Raw genomic sequence first — 15,146 nt, 5'->3', positions numbered from 1 at the left:
GCTTACGCGACGATGATGTCGTCGCCCTCGCTCGACTCGCCGTCGTCCTCGGCGGCCTCCTCGGCCTCGGCGTCGGGCGTCGTCGCCGACTGCTCGGGGACGACGACGTCGTCGCCCTCGCTCGCGTCGTCCGCGGTCGCCGCCTCCCCGTCGCCGCCGTCGGACGGCTCCTCGACCGACTCGAAGACGTCGACGTGGTCGTCGGAATGGGTCGTCCGCTCGCCCCCCGACACCTCTGACGCGTCGTCGGAGGCGGACTCCTCGCTCGCGGGCTCGTCGGCCGCGGCGTCCGCCGCTTCGGAACCGGCCGTCGCCTCGGCGGCCGACTCCTCCACCGCGACCGACCGCTCGTCTTCCAGCTGTCGGACGCGCTCTTTCATCTCGACGAGCTCCTCGGTGAGCCCGTTGACCGCCGCCTGTAGCTCCGCGACCTGCCGTTCGAGGTCCTCGACGCGGTTACTCATTATATACACGCATGCTCGCGCGACGCGTATAAATCTGCGTCAGACACATGTGTGACCAAACCGCACGATCCGGGCGTCGTCCGCTCGAACGTTTCGGCGCCGTGAAACGTGTCAGACAGCAGGAGAAGATACTTATACCGACCGGAGATACTCCTTCGGTATGAGCAAGATCACCTTCCGGGCGGACGACGACCTCGTCGACCGGCTGGAAGCGTGTGACGCTTCCAAAAGCGAGGTGATGCGGGAGGCGCTCCGGACGCACCTCGACGGGGAGGGGGACGCGTCCGACGCGTCCGACGCGGCGACCGGGAGCGTCGACGACGCCCTCGCGGACCGCGTCGACGACCTGATCGCGGAGCGGCTCGACGCCGCGCTCGACGAGCGGCTCGGTCCGGCGGGCGGTGCCGCGACGCGGGCGTATACGTCCGAGACTACCGGCGATATCAACGTAAACGTCACGCTCGACGCCCCGAGCACCGAATCCGACGATCGAGACGACGAGGTGCGTGTGACGCGTGAGACGGCCGGCGAGACGGAGCCGAGCGCGCGTAAGACGGACCCGAGTCCGGGCGCGCAAACGCGCGAAAACGCCTGCGGCGGATGTGGCGAAACCGTCCCGTCTGACCACGTATACTGCCCGAACTGCGGTGAAAAGCAGTCGCACAGGGCCTTCTGCGAGTGCGGCGACGAGCTCCGAACCGACTGGGCGTTCTGCCCCGGCTGCGGGCGGCGGACCCCTGCTGCGGACGTTTTGAAAGATCAGTAACGTGGCATAGGCGGCCGTATACGCCTCTTTTCGGCCGTTTTCACATTCTGTCTTACAGTGGCCGGTAGTTTTATAATGGTTCGCTCGGTGACTTCATCTGCGTAAGACGGTCGTCTTACAGCGGGCGTCCGGTGCGGGGTGTCGCCCCGCAGTCGGGCGGTTTCGCGCTGTAAGACACACGCGTCGCGTGTTCGCCGTCTTACCGGGGGAATACCAATGGAGCGTGTGACACTACGAATCCCGAAACAGCAGATCGACGAGGTCGAACAGATGGTGGAGACGGGCGAGTTCCCGAACCGGAGCGAGGCGATCCGGTCGGCCGTCCGCGACATGTTGAACGAACAGGACGGCGAGCGCGACGAGCGCGGCCGCAACCGCAACTGGGCGAAGGTGTAAACTGATGCAAGATCTCGTTCAGGACGCCCTCGACAACGCGGAGGCGGAGAAGCGCGACATGGATGACGTCGACATGGGCGACGACGAGTTCGGGGACCCCCGGATCGTCATCGTCGGTGCCGGCGGCGCCGGGAACAACACGGTCAACCGGCTCTACAACATCGGCGTCGACGGCGCCGACACCGTCGCCATCAACACGGACAAACAGCACCTCAAGATGATCGAGGCCGACACCAAGATCCTCGTGGGCAAGTCGCTCACGCAGGGGCTCGGCGCCGGCGGCGATCCCAAGATGGGCGAGCGCGCCACCGAGATGGCCCAGGGCACGATCAAGGAGGTGCTCGGCGACGCGGACCTCGTCTTCGTCACCGCCGGCATGGGCGGCGGCACGGGCACCGGCGCGGCGCCGGTCGTCTCGAAGATCGCCAAAGAGCAGGGCGCCATCGTCGTCGGGATGGTCTCGACCCCGTTCAACGTCGAGCGCGCCCGCACGGTGAAGGCCGAGGAGGGCCTCGAAGACCTCCGCAACGAGGCCGACTCGATCATCGTCCTCGACAACAACCGCCTGCTCGACTACGTCCCGAACCTGCCGATCGGGAAGGCGTTCTCCGTGATGGACCAGATCATCGCGGAGACGGTGAAGGGGATCTCGGAGACGATCACCCAGCCGAGCCTCATCAACCTCGACTACGCGGACATGTCGACGATCATGAACCAGGGCGGCGTGGCGGTCATGCTCGTCGGCGAGACCCAGGACAAGAACAAGACCCAAGAGGTGGTCAACGACGCGATGAACCACCCGCTGCTCGACGTCGACTACCGCGGCGCCTCGGGCGGGCTCGTCCACATCACGGGCGGCCCGGACCTCACGCTGAAGGAGGCCGAGGGGATCGCGAACAACATCACCGAACGCTTAGAGGCGAGCGCCAACGTGATCTGGGGCGCCCGCATCCAGGAGGAGTACAAGGGGAAGGTGCGCGTCATGGCGATCATGACGGGCGTCCAGAGCGCGCAGGTTCTCGGTCCCTCCACCCAGAAGCAGGCCGACAAGTCCCGCGCCGCGGTCGACGCGGACGACCTCGGCGACTCACGATCTCGGGCGGCCGAGGCGAACGAGAGCGCGGGCGCCGCGGGCGAGAGAGGCGAGCCGGCGGTCTCCGGCGGCACCGAGCGCGGCTGGGAGTCCGACGGCGGCAGCGACCCGATCGAGAAGAACAACGGGCTCGACGTCATCCGCTGAGCGTCACGCGACCGCTGCGGTTCGTTTTCGGTTCCGTTTTCCGTCGGTACTGTTCCGACCCGCGCACGGCGCGAGGACTTAACATCACACGGTCCGTGTAGACCTACGTGTCACGTCACCAGCCGAGCCGGGGGGCGCGGGGTCACCCCGGCCCCGTCCGCGGACGGACCAGATTCGCGACGACACGATGACCGACGCGGCGCTCTACTTCACGGGTCCGGAGACCGTCGAGGTGCGGGAGACGTCGGTCGGCCCGCCGGACGCCGACGAACTGCTCGTCGACACCCGGGCGTCGGCGATAAGCGCCGGGACGGAGCTGCTCGTGTACCGCGACCAGACGCCCGACGGTCTCCCGGCCGACGAGGCGCTCGACGCGCTCGACGGCGACCTCTCGTACCCCCTCCAGTACGGGTACGCCGCGAGCGGGGTCGTCAGCGAGGTCGGCGCGGACGTCGACCCGGACTGGGTCGGCCGGTCGGTGTTCTCGTTCGTCCCCCACCAGACGAGCTTCCGGACCACCCCCGACTCGGTGGTCGCGCTCCCGCCGGGGACGACGCCGGCCGTCGGGTCGCTCCTGCCCTCGGTCGAGACCGCGACGAACATCGTCCTCGACGCCGCCCCTCGGCTCGGGGAGCGGGTCGTGGTGTTCGGCGCCGGCGTGATCGGGCTCTGCGTCACCCGGCTGCTGGCCGCGTTCCCGCTGGAGTCGCTCGTCGTGGTCGACCCGGTCGAGCGTCGTCGGGCCCTCGCGGCGTCGTTCGGCGCCGACCGGACGACGACGCCGGCGGCTCTCGGCGACGACGCCGACGCGGGCCTCGCCGGTTCGGGCGACGCGCTCGACGCCGCCGGCTCGGACGCCCGCCTCCGCGACGCCGACCTCGCGGTCGAGCTCTCCGGCCAGCCGAGCGCGCTCGACGACGCGCTCGGCGTCGTCGGCTACGACGCGCGGATCGTCGTCGGGTCGTGGTACGGCACCAAACGCGAGCCGATCGGGCTCGGCGGGCGGTTCCACCGGGACCGCATCGACATCGTCTCCAGCCAGGTGTCGACGATAAGCCCCGAGCTCCGGGGGCGCTGGGACCGCGACCGACGCATGGACGCGGCGCTCGAACGGCTCGACCGGGTCCCCGCCGACGAGCTGATCACCCACCGGATCCCGTTCGAGCGCGCGTCGGAGGCGTACGAGCTGCTCGACTCGACGGCCGACGAGACGGTTCAGGTGATCTTGGAGTACGAGTGAACGGTCGCGGTCACCGGCGCTCGGAGAGGTGCCCGCTGACGAAGAGGTAGTCGCGCGTAAACACCGCGAGCGACGGGAGGAGGACGACGGGCGCGACGGTCCGCACGAGTCCGGTCGGGACCGGCGGGACGAGCGCGACCGTCACGAACACCATCTGGACGCCCGCGAGGTACTTCCCGAGGTCGCTGTCGGGGAGGTCGCCGACGGGGAGCCCGCGGACGCGGCGCAGCCACACGGCGCCGCGGAAGACGTAGCGCGCGGCGGAGATCGAGAGGTACCAGACCGGCAGCAGCCCCCACAGCACCGCCACCAGCGGCGCGGCGACGAACCCGAAGGTGTCGAACGCCATGTCGAGCCGGCGGCCGATCTCGGTCTCCCGGCCCACCGTCCGGGCGAGGGTCCCGTCGAGGTTGTCGAGCGCGACGCCGGTCCCGTAACACAGCGCCGGCACCCACGCGAGCGACGTCCCCGGCGGGACGACCGCGAACCCGGCGACGACGGCGTACAGCGCTCCCCGGACGAGCGTGACCCCGTTCGCCAGCCCGAACAGCCGCCGCCAGAACGGCCCGGCCAGCCGCTCCGGGTCGAGCCGGTAGCCGACGTACCAGAGCTGTCCGGCCCAGCAGCCGCCCGCGACGACGGCGGGAGAGAGCCCCCACCGGCCGGTCGCGTCCATCGGGAACAGCCGGAACAGGAGCGCGGCGAGCGCGACCGCGGCGACGAGCGGGAGCCCGACGCCGACCCCGACGCGGAGGGAGCGCCGCTGCCGTACGCCGGCCATCTACCCGTCACCTCCGGTGTCGGCGACCCCGGCGGCGCGCCCGCACCGCGGTCGGCGCTTCCGAGTCGACACGGCTATCGGCGGAGCAGGGCGACCAGCACGGCGATCAACACAACCTGTGCGATCTTGTCGACGGCGCCGAGCGTTCCCACGTCGGCCGGGAACGACTTCCCCCCGCCCGCGAAGTTGAAGACGTACCACAGGACGATCTGGACGAGCGTGAAGGGGATCCCGACGGCGTACACCGCCCGGCGGCGGTAGTCGAGCAACACCAGCACGACCGCTCCGAGGAAGCCGAATCCGGCGAGAAGGAAGCTGACCCGAAGCGGCAGCGGGAGCCCCCCGACGCCGAGGCGGATGTGGACGGCGGCGGTGATCAGCGCGGCGGCGATGCCTACCCAGTGGAGGCCGCTCAGCGACCCGACGTCTATCGCCGGCCCCCGCGATTCGGTCGTTGCCATATCACACAGACGGGCTTCACTCACAAAGAAATACCGCCGGTGCCCGATCGGCACCGACCGCCTCACCGCTCGAAGTCGGGGTCTCGAAGGGCGTCGATTCGCGCGATCTCGTCGTCGGTCAGCCGCTCGCTCCCGGCCGCCAGGTTCGAGACGACGTGCGACTCGGCGGTGCTCGACGGGATCGGGACGACCCCCTGCGAGGCGTTCCACGCGATCACGACCTCGGCCGGCGAGAGCCCCCGCTCCGTCCCGATCGCGTTCAGGACGGGCTCGTCGAGGAGGCCGGGCGCCGACAGCGGCGAGTGCGCGACCACTCGGATCCCGCGCTCGCGGCAGAACTCGACCAGATCGTTCCGGGGGCGGTAGGGGTGTCGCTCCACCTGCACGAGCGCCGGGTCGACCGCCCCCGCCTCCAGGACCGTCTCCAACCCCGCCCGCGAGACGTTACAGACCCCGAGCGTCCGCGCCCACCCCCTGTCGTGAACGGCCTCTAAGTTCTCCCACGCGGTCGCGAGCGACACGTCGTCGGTCGCGGGCTCGCCGTCGGCGTCCTCGGGGAAGGTGAGCGACTCCTGCCGCTCGACCGGCTTCTCGGCGAGGCGGCGAAGCTCGCCCCGGTGTTCGAGCGCCGAGGGCCAGTGCAGCGCATAGCAGTCGAACGCGTCGATCCCGAGCTCCTCGCGGCTGCCCGCGCAGGCGGCGAGCAGGTGCTCGCGGCGGTGGTTCGTGCGCCACGCCTTCCCGAGGAGGAACACGCGCTCGCGGTCGGGCGCGCCCGGCGCGGCGAGCAGCTCCCCGATCCGGTGTTCGTTTCCGTACAGCTCGGCGGAGTCGAGGAGGCGGTAGCCGGCGTCGAGCGCGGTCGCGATCGAGTCGGCGCGCTCGACGTACTCCCCGTCGCGGTAGCGCGAGCAGCCGAAGCCGACGGCGGGGAGTCGGAGCGCGGCGGCGCCCGCCCCGGTCTCCCCTCCAATCTGCTTCTCCGGCCGCACCACCGGCGCCGGCGGCGGGTCGGCGGTCGCGCCGCAGTCGTCGACCGCGACCGGGCCGTCCCCCTCGGCGGCGGCCTCGATCGCGTTACAGACGGCGACGACGTGGGCGCCCCGTCGTCCGCCGGCCCGCGACGGCGACCCGGCCTCGACCGACGCGGCGAGGGGCTCGACGGCGTCGACGTACTCGTACGGTTCGGTCGGCGAATCTGGCGGCGCGCTCACGTACTCCCGCCCGACGCGGCCGAACCGGACGTGATCGCGGCCGGAACCCATCGCGCCGGTCCCCTTCAGGTACAGCGAGCCGTCGTCGCCGTGGAGCTCCAGCCCGTAGAACTCCCGGCTCCGGTGGGGCGCGTAGAAGCTGGCGGTGAGCCTGACGGTCGGCCCCGCCGCGAACGCGAGCGTCGCCTCGACGTGGCTCGGCGTCGACGGTCGGCGCTCCTCGCGCTCGGGCCACACGTCGAGCGCGTCGGCGACGCGGACGCGTTCGACCGGGCCGAACCACGTCACCAACAGCGCGAGCGGGTACACCGCCCCGTCGTACAGCGGCCCGATCTCGAGGAAGGAGTCGGGCCGGTCGTGCCAGTCGGTCACGCGACCGACGTGGGCGTGGGCGTACCCCAGCCCAACCGGCCCGAGTCGGCCGTCGGCGAGGAGTCGGCCCGCGCGGCGCTGCGAGGGCGCCCGCGGCGTCCCGGGCGCGCAGCCGAGCGCGAGTCCGCGGTCGCGGGCGAGCGAAACCAGCGCGCGCGCCTCGTCGGCGTCGAGCGCGAGCGGCTTCTGCGAGTAGACGTGGCGGTCCGCTTCGAGCGCGGTCCGCGTCACCGGCGCGTGGGCCGCGTGGCTCGTCAGGTTCACCACGAGCGGCGCGTCGACGCGCTCCAGCGCGGTCTCGAGGTCGGTGAACGACGGGCAGCCGTGGTCCGCGGCGAGGGCGGCGGCGCGGTCGGCGTCGAGGTCGACGACGCCGGCCAGCGACAGCGAGCTCTCGGACAGGCCGGCGGCGTACTCCGGCGCGATCGCTCCCGCGCCGACGAACAGGCAGTTCACGGTCGTACCGAGGCGGCGAGACGTATAGGTGTCCCGACGGCGGCGGGGCGTCGCCGGGGGCGACGGTGGCGCTCCCGCCGGAGCGGTTTAGTCGCCTCGCGCCGAACTCGCGAGCGTGACGGAGCCGGGCATGGGCCGCCTCGGGACCGCCTACCTGCGGGGGTTACAGGCGATCGGTCGGCGGCTCGACTACGGGACGAACGCCTTCGACCGCGAGTGGGACGTCCTCGTCGTCCTCGACGCCTGTCGGGCCGACCTGCTTCGGTCGGTCGCGTCCGACTTCGAGTTCCTCGGCGGTGTCGAGACGGTTCGGTCGGTCGGGAGCTCCTCCTCGGAGTGGCTGGAGAACACCTTCGTCGACCGCCCCGAGACGGCGCGGACGGCCATGGTCACCGGCAACACGTGGACCGACCGCTACCTCGACGCGGGCGCGTTCGCTGCGCTCGATGAGGTGTGGAAGTACGCGTGGGACGACGAGGCGGGAACCGTGCCGGCCGCGGCCGTGACCGACCGGGCGATCGGGCTCGCCCGCGAGCGCGACCCCGACCGGCTCGTCGTCCACTACATGCAGCCGCACCACCCGTTCGTCCCGGACCCCCTCGACGGCGACGACGGGCTGGCGCGGACCGGGAGCCACAGCAACGCGGGGAATCCGTGGGTGCTGCTCCGGCGCGGCGAGGTCTCGGTCGAGCGCGTCTGGACGGCGTACGAGGCGAACCTCCGACACGTCCTCGGCGAGGTCGAGTCCCTCGCGGCGAACGTCGACGGGCGGATCGCGGTCACCGCCGACCACGGCAATCTCTTCGGCGAGTGGGGGTTGTACGGCCACCCGATGCACGCGCCCGTCCCCGCGCTGCTCGCGGTCCCGTGGGCGACGATCGACGGCGCGGACGAGGAGACGCGCGAGCCGACCCTGACGCCGCCCGAGCCGCTACCGGTGTCGCGGGTCCACGGCGCCGAGGGCGAGACGGACCGGGACCGGCTTCGCGCGCTCGGCTACTTATAAACGGCGTCGCCGCCGCTCGCCGCTCCATATAAATGACCCGACGCGTCGAGCGTCCTTCCGCCGCCCTCCGGCTTTAGGTTGCTCGCGCCCGTGGATCGGTTCATGTACGCGACGACGGTGCTGACGGACTTCGTGGCCCAGCACTACCTCACGGTCGTCGACGAGGGGTCGGAGAGCGTCCCGCACTCCCACCACTTCGAGGTGGAGCTGACCTTCCGCGGCCCCGAGCTGAACGAGCACGACTACCTCGTCGACATCGACGACGCCGAGGCGGCGCTCGGCGACCTCGCGGACCGCTACCGCGACGAGCTGCTCAACGACCTGCCCGAGTTCGAGGGGTACAACCCCAGCGTCGAGCGGTTCGCCCGCGTCGTCTTCGAGCGCGTGACCGACGCGGTGACCGACGACGCCGTGAGCGAGCTGGCCGTGACGGTCTGGGAGGACGACGCGGCCGCCGCGACCTACGACGCGCCGGTATGAACGTCGGGCTCGCGCTGTACGGCGGCCTCGACGAGCGGTCGGGCGGGTTCCGCTACGACCGGAAGCTCGTCGAGGGGCTCCGCGCGGCCGGCGACGCCGTCGAGGTCGTCGAGCTCCCGTGGCGGGCGTACCCGCGCGGGCTGCTGGACAACGCGCTCTCGGAGGTCCGCGACCGCCTCCGCGTCGACGTCGACGTGATGCTCCAAGACGAGCTCGCGCACCCCTCGCTTTTCCGCGCCAACCGCGACCTGCCGTACCCGGTCGTGAGCGTCGTCCACCACCTGCGCGCGAGCGAGCCGCGCCGCCTCTCGCCGCTGTACCGCGCCGTCGAGCGCCGCTACCTCGCGACCGTCGACGGCGTCGTCTGCAACAGCGCGGCGACCCGCGACGCCGTCGCCGCCCTCGGCGTCGACCCCGAAGCGACCGTCGTCGCCCCGCCCGCCGGCGATCGGTTCGACCCCGCGATCGACGACGACGCGATCGGGGCGCGGGCCGCGTCGCTCGGCAGTCCCGACCCCGATCCGCTCCGCGTCGCGTTCGTCGGCAACGTCGAGCCGCGGAAGGGGCTCGACACGCTCGTCGAGGGGGTCGCCCGCGCCGACGCCCACGTCGACCTCACGGTCGTCGGTCGGGCGGTCGACGAGTCCCACGTCGCCGACGTGCGGCGACTGGTCCGGGAGCGGGGGCTCGGCGACCGCGTGCGCTTCGCCGGCCGGCTGTCGGACGCCGAGCTGGCCGACGCGCTCCGCGAGAGCCACGTCCTCGCCGTCCCCTCCCGGTACGAGGGGTTCGGAATCGTCTACTTAGAGGGAATGAGCTTCGGCCTGCCGGCGATCGCCTCGCGGGCGGGCGGCGCGAGCGAGACGGTCGCCGACGGCGAGACGGGCGTCCTCGTCGACCCGGACGACCCGGCAGCCGTCGCCCGCGCGCTCGACGGGTTCGCGGCCGACCCAGACAGGCTCGCCCGGATGGGTCGCGCCGCGAGGCGGCGGTACGAGCGCCACCCGGACTGGGGGGAGACGACGGCCCGCGTCCGTCGGCTCCTCGCCGACGTCGCCGACGCGCCCGACGCCGTCGACGCGGCCGAGCCGGAGGTGACGACGTGACGGGGACCGACGGCGGTCCCGCGGACGGCGACGCCCTCGCCGCCGACGACGCCGCCTTCCGACGCTACCTCTTAGCGAAGCGCACCGTCGACGACCGAGCGCTCGACCGGCGGCTCGTCGGGATCCTCCGAGAGCGGCTCGCGGACCGCGCGGCGGCGCGCGACGGCCCTCTGCGCGTCTTGGAGGTCGGCGCCGGTGTCGGGACGATGGTCGCCCGGCTGATCGACTGGGAGGTGCTCCCGCCCGGGGAGACGCGGTACGTCGCGGTCGACCGCGACCCGGACGCGCTCGCCGGGCTGGGTCCCTTCCTCCGGGAGTGGGCGGCGGAACGAGACGCACCGACGTCCGTCGACGATGGCGGCAGCGGCGACTACGCGCTCGTCGTCGAGACGGATGAGCGCGTCGTGGCGGTCGAGCCCGTCGCCGCCGACGCGCCCGCGTACGCAGCGGCGCACGCGGGCGAGTCCGACGCGCTGATCGGGATGGCGCTACTGGACGTGCTCGGGCTCGACCGGCTCGATCCGCTGCTCGACGCGCTGGCGCCCGGCGGGACCTACTACTTCCCGATCACCTTCGACGGCGGGACCCGGTTTCGTCCGGCACATCCCGACGACCGGGCGATAGAGACGCTATACCACCGACACATGGACGAGAAGCCGGGCGGGAACAGCCGCGCCGGCGGCGCCGCGCTCGTGCGCCTGCGCGAAGCGGACGGCTCGACGCTCCTCGGGGCCGCCGGCTCCGACTGGATCGCACGTCCCGCCGACGGCGAGGCCGGCTATCCGGGCGACGAGGCGTTCTTCCTCCGACACATTCTCGACACCGTGGAGGCGGCGGTCGGCGAGGTGATCGCCGGCGGGGACGAGACCGCGTCCGTCTCGGCCGCCGACCTCGACGCGTGGCTCGAAATTCGCCGGCAGCAGGTCGACGACGGGGAACTCGTTTACCTCACCCACCAGCTCGACCTCATCGGCCGCGTCGAGGGCGACGCGTGAACGGCGACTCGGCCGCGTCGACGGCGGCGCGTGAACGGCGCCCCGGTCACGTCGCCGCCTCGATCGACTCCAGCAGCCGGCACTTCCGACAGACGTCGCGGCTCGTCTGCGAGCCGCAGCGCTCGCACTCGCGGAGGCCGGAGTCGTCGCCCTCGTCGCCGGCGTCCCCCTCGTCGCCGGCGTCCCCCTCGTCGCCGCCGGCGCCCTCCCCGTCGCCCCCGCGGTACGCCTCGGCCGCGAGCGCGGAGAGCTCCTCGTAGCCGGCCATGATCGAGTGGCGCGCGCCGGGGTGGTTCTCCTCTAACTCGTGGATCGTCGACTGGATCTCGCCGCGGTACGCCTCCTCGGCGTGCGGGCACTCGGCCATGTGGGTCGGGAGGTCGCGGACGTGGCAGTACAGGGCGATCTCCTTTTCGGGCACGTCGCGGAGCGGCTTGGCGCGCGGGACGAACGCGTCGGTGGCCTCGCGCTCGTCGAACGGGCCGAGCGAGGCGTCGAAGTGTTTCGCGACCTGCCGCACGTCGCCTTCGAGGAAGTTCATCATGGCCGTCTGCGCCTCGTCGTCGAGGTTGTGGCCGGTGAGCAGCTTGTCGGCGTCGAACTCGGCGGCGTACTTCTCGAGGAGGTCGCGGCGGAACACGCCGCAGTACGCGCAGGCCGCCATGTCCTCGGGGTCGTCCTCGACGACGTCGTCCATCCGCACGTCGAACTCCTCCTCGTAGGAGACCAGCTCGTGGCGCAGGGAGAGCTCGTCGGCCAGCTCGACGCAGGCGTCGACGCTGGCGTCGCGGTACCCCTCGATCCCCTCGTGGATCGTCAAGGCGAGCATCTCGACGCGGGGGTCCTTCCCGAACACGTCGTCTAAGATCCGCGTCAGGGCGACGCTGTCTTTCCCGCCGGAGAGCCCGATCACCCAGCGGTCCGGGTCGTCGGGCGTCGCGTCCGGGTCGAGGAGGCCGTCCTCGCGGATCCGACGCTTCACGCGCTTCTCGACCGACTCCCGGAGGTGGTGGCCGCAGAGGTGCGCACCGGAGTAGGCGGCGTGGTGGATCGCGTCGCTCCCGCACTTGTCGCACTCCATCGGTGTCGGGTTGCGGTCGCGCGGGGATACCCGTTTCGGGCCGGCTACGTGAGGGGAGTATCGGAGGTGGGCGGAAGCGACATCGATTCGAACGCTCCCGAGGCGACGGCCATTTATAAATAAATAGTCGCTGGCGGAGCGACGGCAAACGCGGTCGAAGCCACAGCCGATCGCTTATAAATGCCTCCCGGCAGATCAGCTGAAAACGCCTCCAAAGCTCCAGCCGCTCATTTATAAATAATTACTGGTAGATCGGCAGACAACACCTCCGAAGCCCCAGCCGATCGCGTATAAATGAGTGCTGACAGATCGGCAGACAACACCGCCAAAGCCCCAGCCGCGAGGACTCGCGCGGCTCGCTGCGGTCCTCAGTCGCTCGCTTCGCTCGCTCTTTGTGGTCCTTGCATCGCCGTGCTTCGTCCTCGCGGCTGCCCCTTTGAGTCCCGCCCCGCTCCGCGACCGCAGCCTCACGCCTCCCCAGCCTCGTCGGCGGTCCTCCGCTTCGCTCCGGACCACCGACTCCCTCGCGCGGTGCTGTTCGCGCCCTTCGGGCGCTCACAGGCACGCGCCACGAGGTTAATATAAACGAGCGTTCGAGAGCGACAACCCCCGGTCGGTTGTCGCCGGTTCCGACACCGGTTTGTCGCCGGCCCGTCGCGGATCGCCGTGAGCGATTCCCCGACCGGGGTCGACCGCGACCCCGACCCGCGACCCCTGCGCGAGGACCCGCCGGCGGAGAGCCGCCGAACGCGGCTCTGGCGGCTCGGGTTCAACCTCCTCCCCGCGTACCGGGGCACGGGCGCGCGCGTCGACCACATCGCGGCCGACTGGCGCTATATTCGAATTCGACTGCCGCTGAACTGGCGCACCCGCAACGCGGTCGGGACGATCTTCGGCGGCAGCATCTACGCCGCGATCGATCCGGTGTACATGATGATGCTGCGGCGGATCCTCGGCGACGCGTTCACGGTGTGGGACAAGTCGGCCGCGCTGGAGTTCATCGAACCCGGCCGCGACACGCTGTACGCCGAGTTCGAGGTGCCGACCGCCGAGACCGAGGCGATCCGCGAGACGCTCGAGCCGGGGGAATCGACCGACCGCGAGTACCTCGTCTCGCTGGTCGACGACGAGGGGGAAGTCCACGCGGCCTGCGAGAAGACGCTGTACGTGCGCCGGGACGGGTGAGGCGGGCGGGGTTCTGCGGTTCGCGCCCGCTCAGTCGTCGGCGACCGGCCGTACCGCGTCGAGCGGCGACACCGAGATGACCAGCCGGTCGTCCGCCGTCGCGCTCACCATCTTCGACTCGGCGAACCGGCTGCCGTCCGCCCGGAGCCCCGTGCTCGCCCCCGTCCACCGCTCACCGTCGGTCACGGCCGGGATGACGTTCGTCTCGATGTGTTCGACCTCGGTCTCGGGATGGAGCCGCTGCCACGGCTCTCCCTCTAACTCCTCGGGGGCGTAGCCGTACAACGCGCCGTACTCCTCGCCGACGAACTCGAAGGTCCCGTCGGGCGCCACGGTACAGACCCCGTCGAGCGCCACGTCCGCCTCGGTCAGGTCGTCGGCGTCCCGAGCCCCGAAGCGCCCGTTCTCGCCGGCTGCGGTCCGCTTGACGCGCCGCAACAGCGCCGTGTAGCCGTCCGCGCCGCCCCGCTTCGAGACGTAGTCGCTGACGCCGGCGCGGACCATCTCGGCCGCGATGTCGGCCGGGCCGGTCGCGGAAAACAGGAGGAACGGGAGGTCCGGGTCGACCTCGCGGGCGGCCGAGAGCAGTTCCACGCCGGTCAGGCGGGGCATGTCGTAGTCGCTGACGACGCAGTCGAACGACTCGCGCTCGATCCGGCGGAGCGCGTCGTCGGGGCGGGTCTCGACCGCGGTCTCGCAGTCGAGGTCGGCGTCGCGTTCGAGGTGGGTCGCGACGAGCCGCGCGAGTCCGGGCTCGTCGTCGACGCACAGCACGCGAAACGTCTCGTTCGTCATACGCGTCTTCGGCGGAGGACGCACTTATTCGTGTTCGCCCGATGCTCAGCGCTGAGAACCGGGGGCGACGGCGACCGAAGAGCGTCGGCCGACGGGCCAGCCGAGCTACGCCGCCGCGGCCGCGACGAGCGCCTCCTCGACCGTCTCGACGAACCGCTCGGGGTGTTCGACGTGGGGGAGCAGCCGCGCGCGGTCGAAGACGACGAGGCGCGCGTCCGCTGCGTCCGCGAGCTCGCGGCCGTCCGTGAGCGGGCTCACGGTCGCCTCGCGGCCCCAGACGATCGTCGGGGGCACGTCGAGGTCGCCGAGCGCGGCGGCGAGGTCGATATCGCTGTTGAGCGTCCCCGAGATGAACGAGGCGGGCGCGAAGCGCGCGTTCTCGACGTGGGTCGTGCGCCACTCGTAGTCGGTCCACTCCGCGCTCGGGTTCGCGGGGTCGTCGTAGCCGTGGTCGGCGTTGAAGTACCGGATCGCCGGCTTCGACGTGATGCCGTTGAACAGCGCCCGTCCGACCAGCGGCGCGCGGAACAGCTCCCGCAGCCACCCCTTCGCCGGACTCGGCCCCGCGGTCGCCGTCGGACAGACGGCGACGAACCCGCTCAGTTCGACGCCGCCCTCCGCGCCGCCGTCGACCGCCGCGAGCGCGTACGCGGCCGACAGCGAGGAGGCGACGACGGCCGGCTCGTCGAACTCGGCGAGGAAGTCGTGGACGAAGTCCTCGTACAGCGCGGCGGAGTAGCGGAGCGGCGGCCGGTCCGAGCGGCCGTACCCCGGGAAGTCGGGCGCGACGACGTGGTAGTCGGCGGCCAGGTCATCGAACACCGCGCGCCACTCCCCGGAGGAGCCGGCGGCGTTGATCCCGTGGAGCAGGAGGAGGTCGGGGTCGTCCGGGTCGCCCGCCTCGGTGTAGGCGACGTCCATCCCGCGCCAGCGGAAGGTGCGGTCGTCGCCGTCGAGCGGGGACTCCAACTCGCCCTCGTACCGGAGGCCGGTGTTGATCGCGGCGAGCGCGCCGGTGCCGAGGACGGCACCGCCGAGGAGGTTTCTGAGCTTCATGGAAACCTGTTGGTTCGCTGGCGACTTATACCCGTGGGACGCGGTCGCGGCC

Annotated in this window: 16 protein-coding genes; 9 read left to right on the top strand and 7 right to left on the bottom strand. The window is 71.6% G+C overall.

Annotated features, from left to right (window positions below; translation table 11 throughout):
• Nucleotides 1–2 precede the first annotated feature (2 nt).
• Nucleotides 3–464: a bZIP transcription factor gene (locus tag DVK07_RS02330; RefSeq protein WP_121595534.1), complete on the bottom strand. Its 462-nt coding sequence runs from the start codon at nucleotides 462–464 to the stop codon at nucleotides 3–5.
• A gap of 160 nt (nucleotides 465–624) precedes the next feature.
• Here DVK07_RS02330 and DVK07_RS02325 point away from each other — a divergent pair, with 160 nt between their 5' ends.
• From DVK07_RS02325 to DVK07_RS02310, 4 genes are all read left to right on the top strand, one after another.
• Complete coding sequence (locus DVK07_RS02325) at nucleotides 625–1,230, top strand: zinc ribbon domain-containing protein (RefSeq protein ID WP_121595533.1); 606 nt, start codon at nucleotides 625–627, stop codon at nucleotides 1,228–1,230.
• A 216-nt stretch (nucleotides 1,231–1,446) separates the two neighbouring features.
• Entirely contained in the window at nucleotides 1,447–1,626 is a 180-nt protein-coding gene (locus DVK07_RS02320; RefSeq protein WP_004595187.1) for a ribbon-helix-helix domain-containing protein, read from the top strand.
• A 4-nt stretch (nucleotides 1,627–1,630) separates the two neighbouring features.
• Complete coding sequence (gene ftsZ / locus DVK07_RS02315; RefSeq protein ID WP_121595532.1) at nucleotides 1,631–2,866, top strand: cell division protein FtsZ; 1,236 nt, start codon at nucleotides 1,631–1,633, stop codon at nucleotides 2,864–2,866.
• Nucleotides 2,867–3,053: 187 nt separating this feature from the next.
• Nucleotides 3,054–4,106: a zinc-binding alcohol dehydrogenase gene (locus tag DVK07_RS02310; RefSeq protein ID WP_121595531.1), complete on the top strand. Its 1,053-nt coding sequence runs from the start codon at nucleotides 3,054–3,056 to the stop codon at nucleotides 4,104–4,106.
• 10 nt (nucleotides 4,107–4,116) lie between these two features.
• On the opposite strand, the gene DVK07_RS02305 is transcribed toward DVK07_RS02310, so the two are convergent.
• The 3 genes from DVK07_RS02305 to DVK07_RS02295 form a co-directional block, all read right to left on the bottom strand.
• Nucleotides 4,117–4,887 carry a CDP-alcohol phosphatidyltransferase family protein gene (locus tag DVK07_RS02305; protein WP_121595530.1) on the bottom strand — a complete coding sequence of 257 codons (771 nt, stop codon included), beginning with the start codon at nucleotides 4,885–4,887 and terminating at the stop codon, nucleotides 4,117–4,119.
• Nucleotides 4,888–4,961: 74 nt separating this feature from the next.
• Nucleotides 4,962–5,348: a hypothetical protein gene (locus tag DVK07_RS02300; RefSeq protein ID WP_121595529.1), complete on the bottom strand. Its 387-nt coding sequence runs from the start codon at nucleotides 5,346–5,348 to the stop codon at nucleotides 4,962–4,964.
• 62 nt (nucleotides 5,349–5,410) lie between these two features.
• Nucleotides 5,411–7,390 carry an aldo/keto reductase gene (locus DVK07_RS02295; protein WP_121595528.1) on the bottom strand — a complete coding sequence of 660 codons (1,980 nt, stop codon included), beginning with the start codon at nucleotides 7,388–7,390 and terminating at the stop codon, nucleotides 5,411–5,413.
• Between the two features lie 130 nt (nucleotides 7,391–7,520).
• Between DVK07_RS02295 and DVK07_RS02290 the strand changes: the two genes are divergently transcribed.
• From DVK07_RS02290 to DVK07_RS02275, 4 genes are all read left to right on the top strand, one after another.
• The gene (locus DVK07_RS02290; RefSeq protein WP_121595583.1) at nucleotides 7,521–8,396 is read left to right on the top strand and encodes a hypothetical protein; all 876 of its coding nucleotides are present in this window, start codon (nucleotides 7,521–7,523) and stop codon (nucleotides 8,394–8,396) included.
• A 102-nt stretch (nucleotides 8,397–8,498) separates the two neighbouring features.
• The gene (locus DVK07_RS02285) at nucleotides 8,499–8,876 is read left to right on the top strand and encodes a 6-carboxytetrahydropterin synthase (protein ID WP_121595527.1); all 378 of its coding nucleotides are present in this window, start codon (nucleotides 8,499–8,501) and stop codon (nucleotides 8,874–8,876) included.
• The gene (locus tag DVK07_RS02280; protein WP_121595526.1) at nucleotides 8,873–9,982 is read left to right on the top strand and encodes a glycosyltransferase family 4 protein; all 1,110 of its coding nucleotides are present in this window, start codon (nucleotides 8,873–8,875) and stop codon (nucleotides 9,980–9,982) included. The genes DVK07_RS02285 and DVK07_RS02280 overlap by 4 nt, the downstream gene beginning before the upstream one ends.
• On the top strand, nucleotides 9,979–10,977 hold the full coding sequence (locus tag DVK07_RS02275; RefSeq protein ID WP_121595525.1) for a hypothetical protein: 999 nt from the start codon (nucleotides 9,979–9,981) through the stop codon (nucleotides 10,975–10,977). Before DVK07_RS02280 ends, DVK07_RS02275 begins: the two co-directional genes overlap by 4 nt.
• A 46-nt stretch (nucleotides 10,978–11,023) precedes the next feature.
• On the opposite strand, the gene DVK07_RS02270 is transcribed toward DVK07_RS02275, so the two are convergent.
• Entirely contained in the window at nucleotides 11,024–12,058 is a 1,035-nt protein-coding gene (locus DVK07_RS02270) for a TIGR00269 family protein (protein WP_121595524.1), read from the bottom strand.
• 666 nt (nucleotides 12,059–12,724) lie between these two features.
• On the opposite strand from DVK07_RS02270, the gene DVK07_RS02265 reads away from it, so the two are divergent.
• On the top strand, nucleotides 12,725–13,243 hold the full coding sequence (locus tag DVK07_RS02265; RefSeq protein ID WP_121595523.1) for a DUF4442 domain-containing protein: 519 nt from the start codon (nucleotides 12,725–12,727) through the stop codon (nucleotides 13,241–13,243).
• Nucleotides 13,244–13,273: 30 nt separating this feature from the next.
• Here DVK07_RS02265 and DVK07_RS02260 read toward each other — a convergent pair whose 3' ends face one another.
• Nucleotides 13,274–14,038, bottom strand: a complete 765-nt coding sequence (locus DVK07_RS02260; protein WP_121595522.1) for a response regulator — start codon at nucleotides 14,036–14,038, stop codon at nucleotides 13,274–13,276.
• A gap of 105 nt (nucleotides 14,039–14,143) precedes the next feature.
• Complete coding sequence (locus tag DVK07_RS02255; protein WP_121595521.1) at nucleotides 14,144–15,094, bottom strand: alpha/beta fold hydrolase; 951 nt, start codon at nucleotides 15,092–15,094, stop codon at nucleotides 14,144–14,146.
• Nucleotides 15,095–15,146 lie beyond the last annotated feature (52 nt).

It is taken from the genome of Halorubrum sp. Atlit-26R (assembly GCF_003666015.1).
Classification (GTDB): domain Archaea; phylum Halobacteriota; class Halobacteria; order Halobacteriales; family Haloferacaceae; genus Halorubrum.
This window is presented reverse-complemented; position numbering and strand designations above follow the sequence as displayed.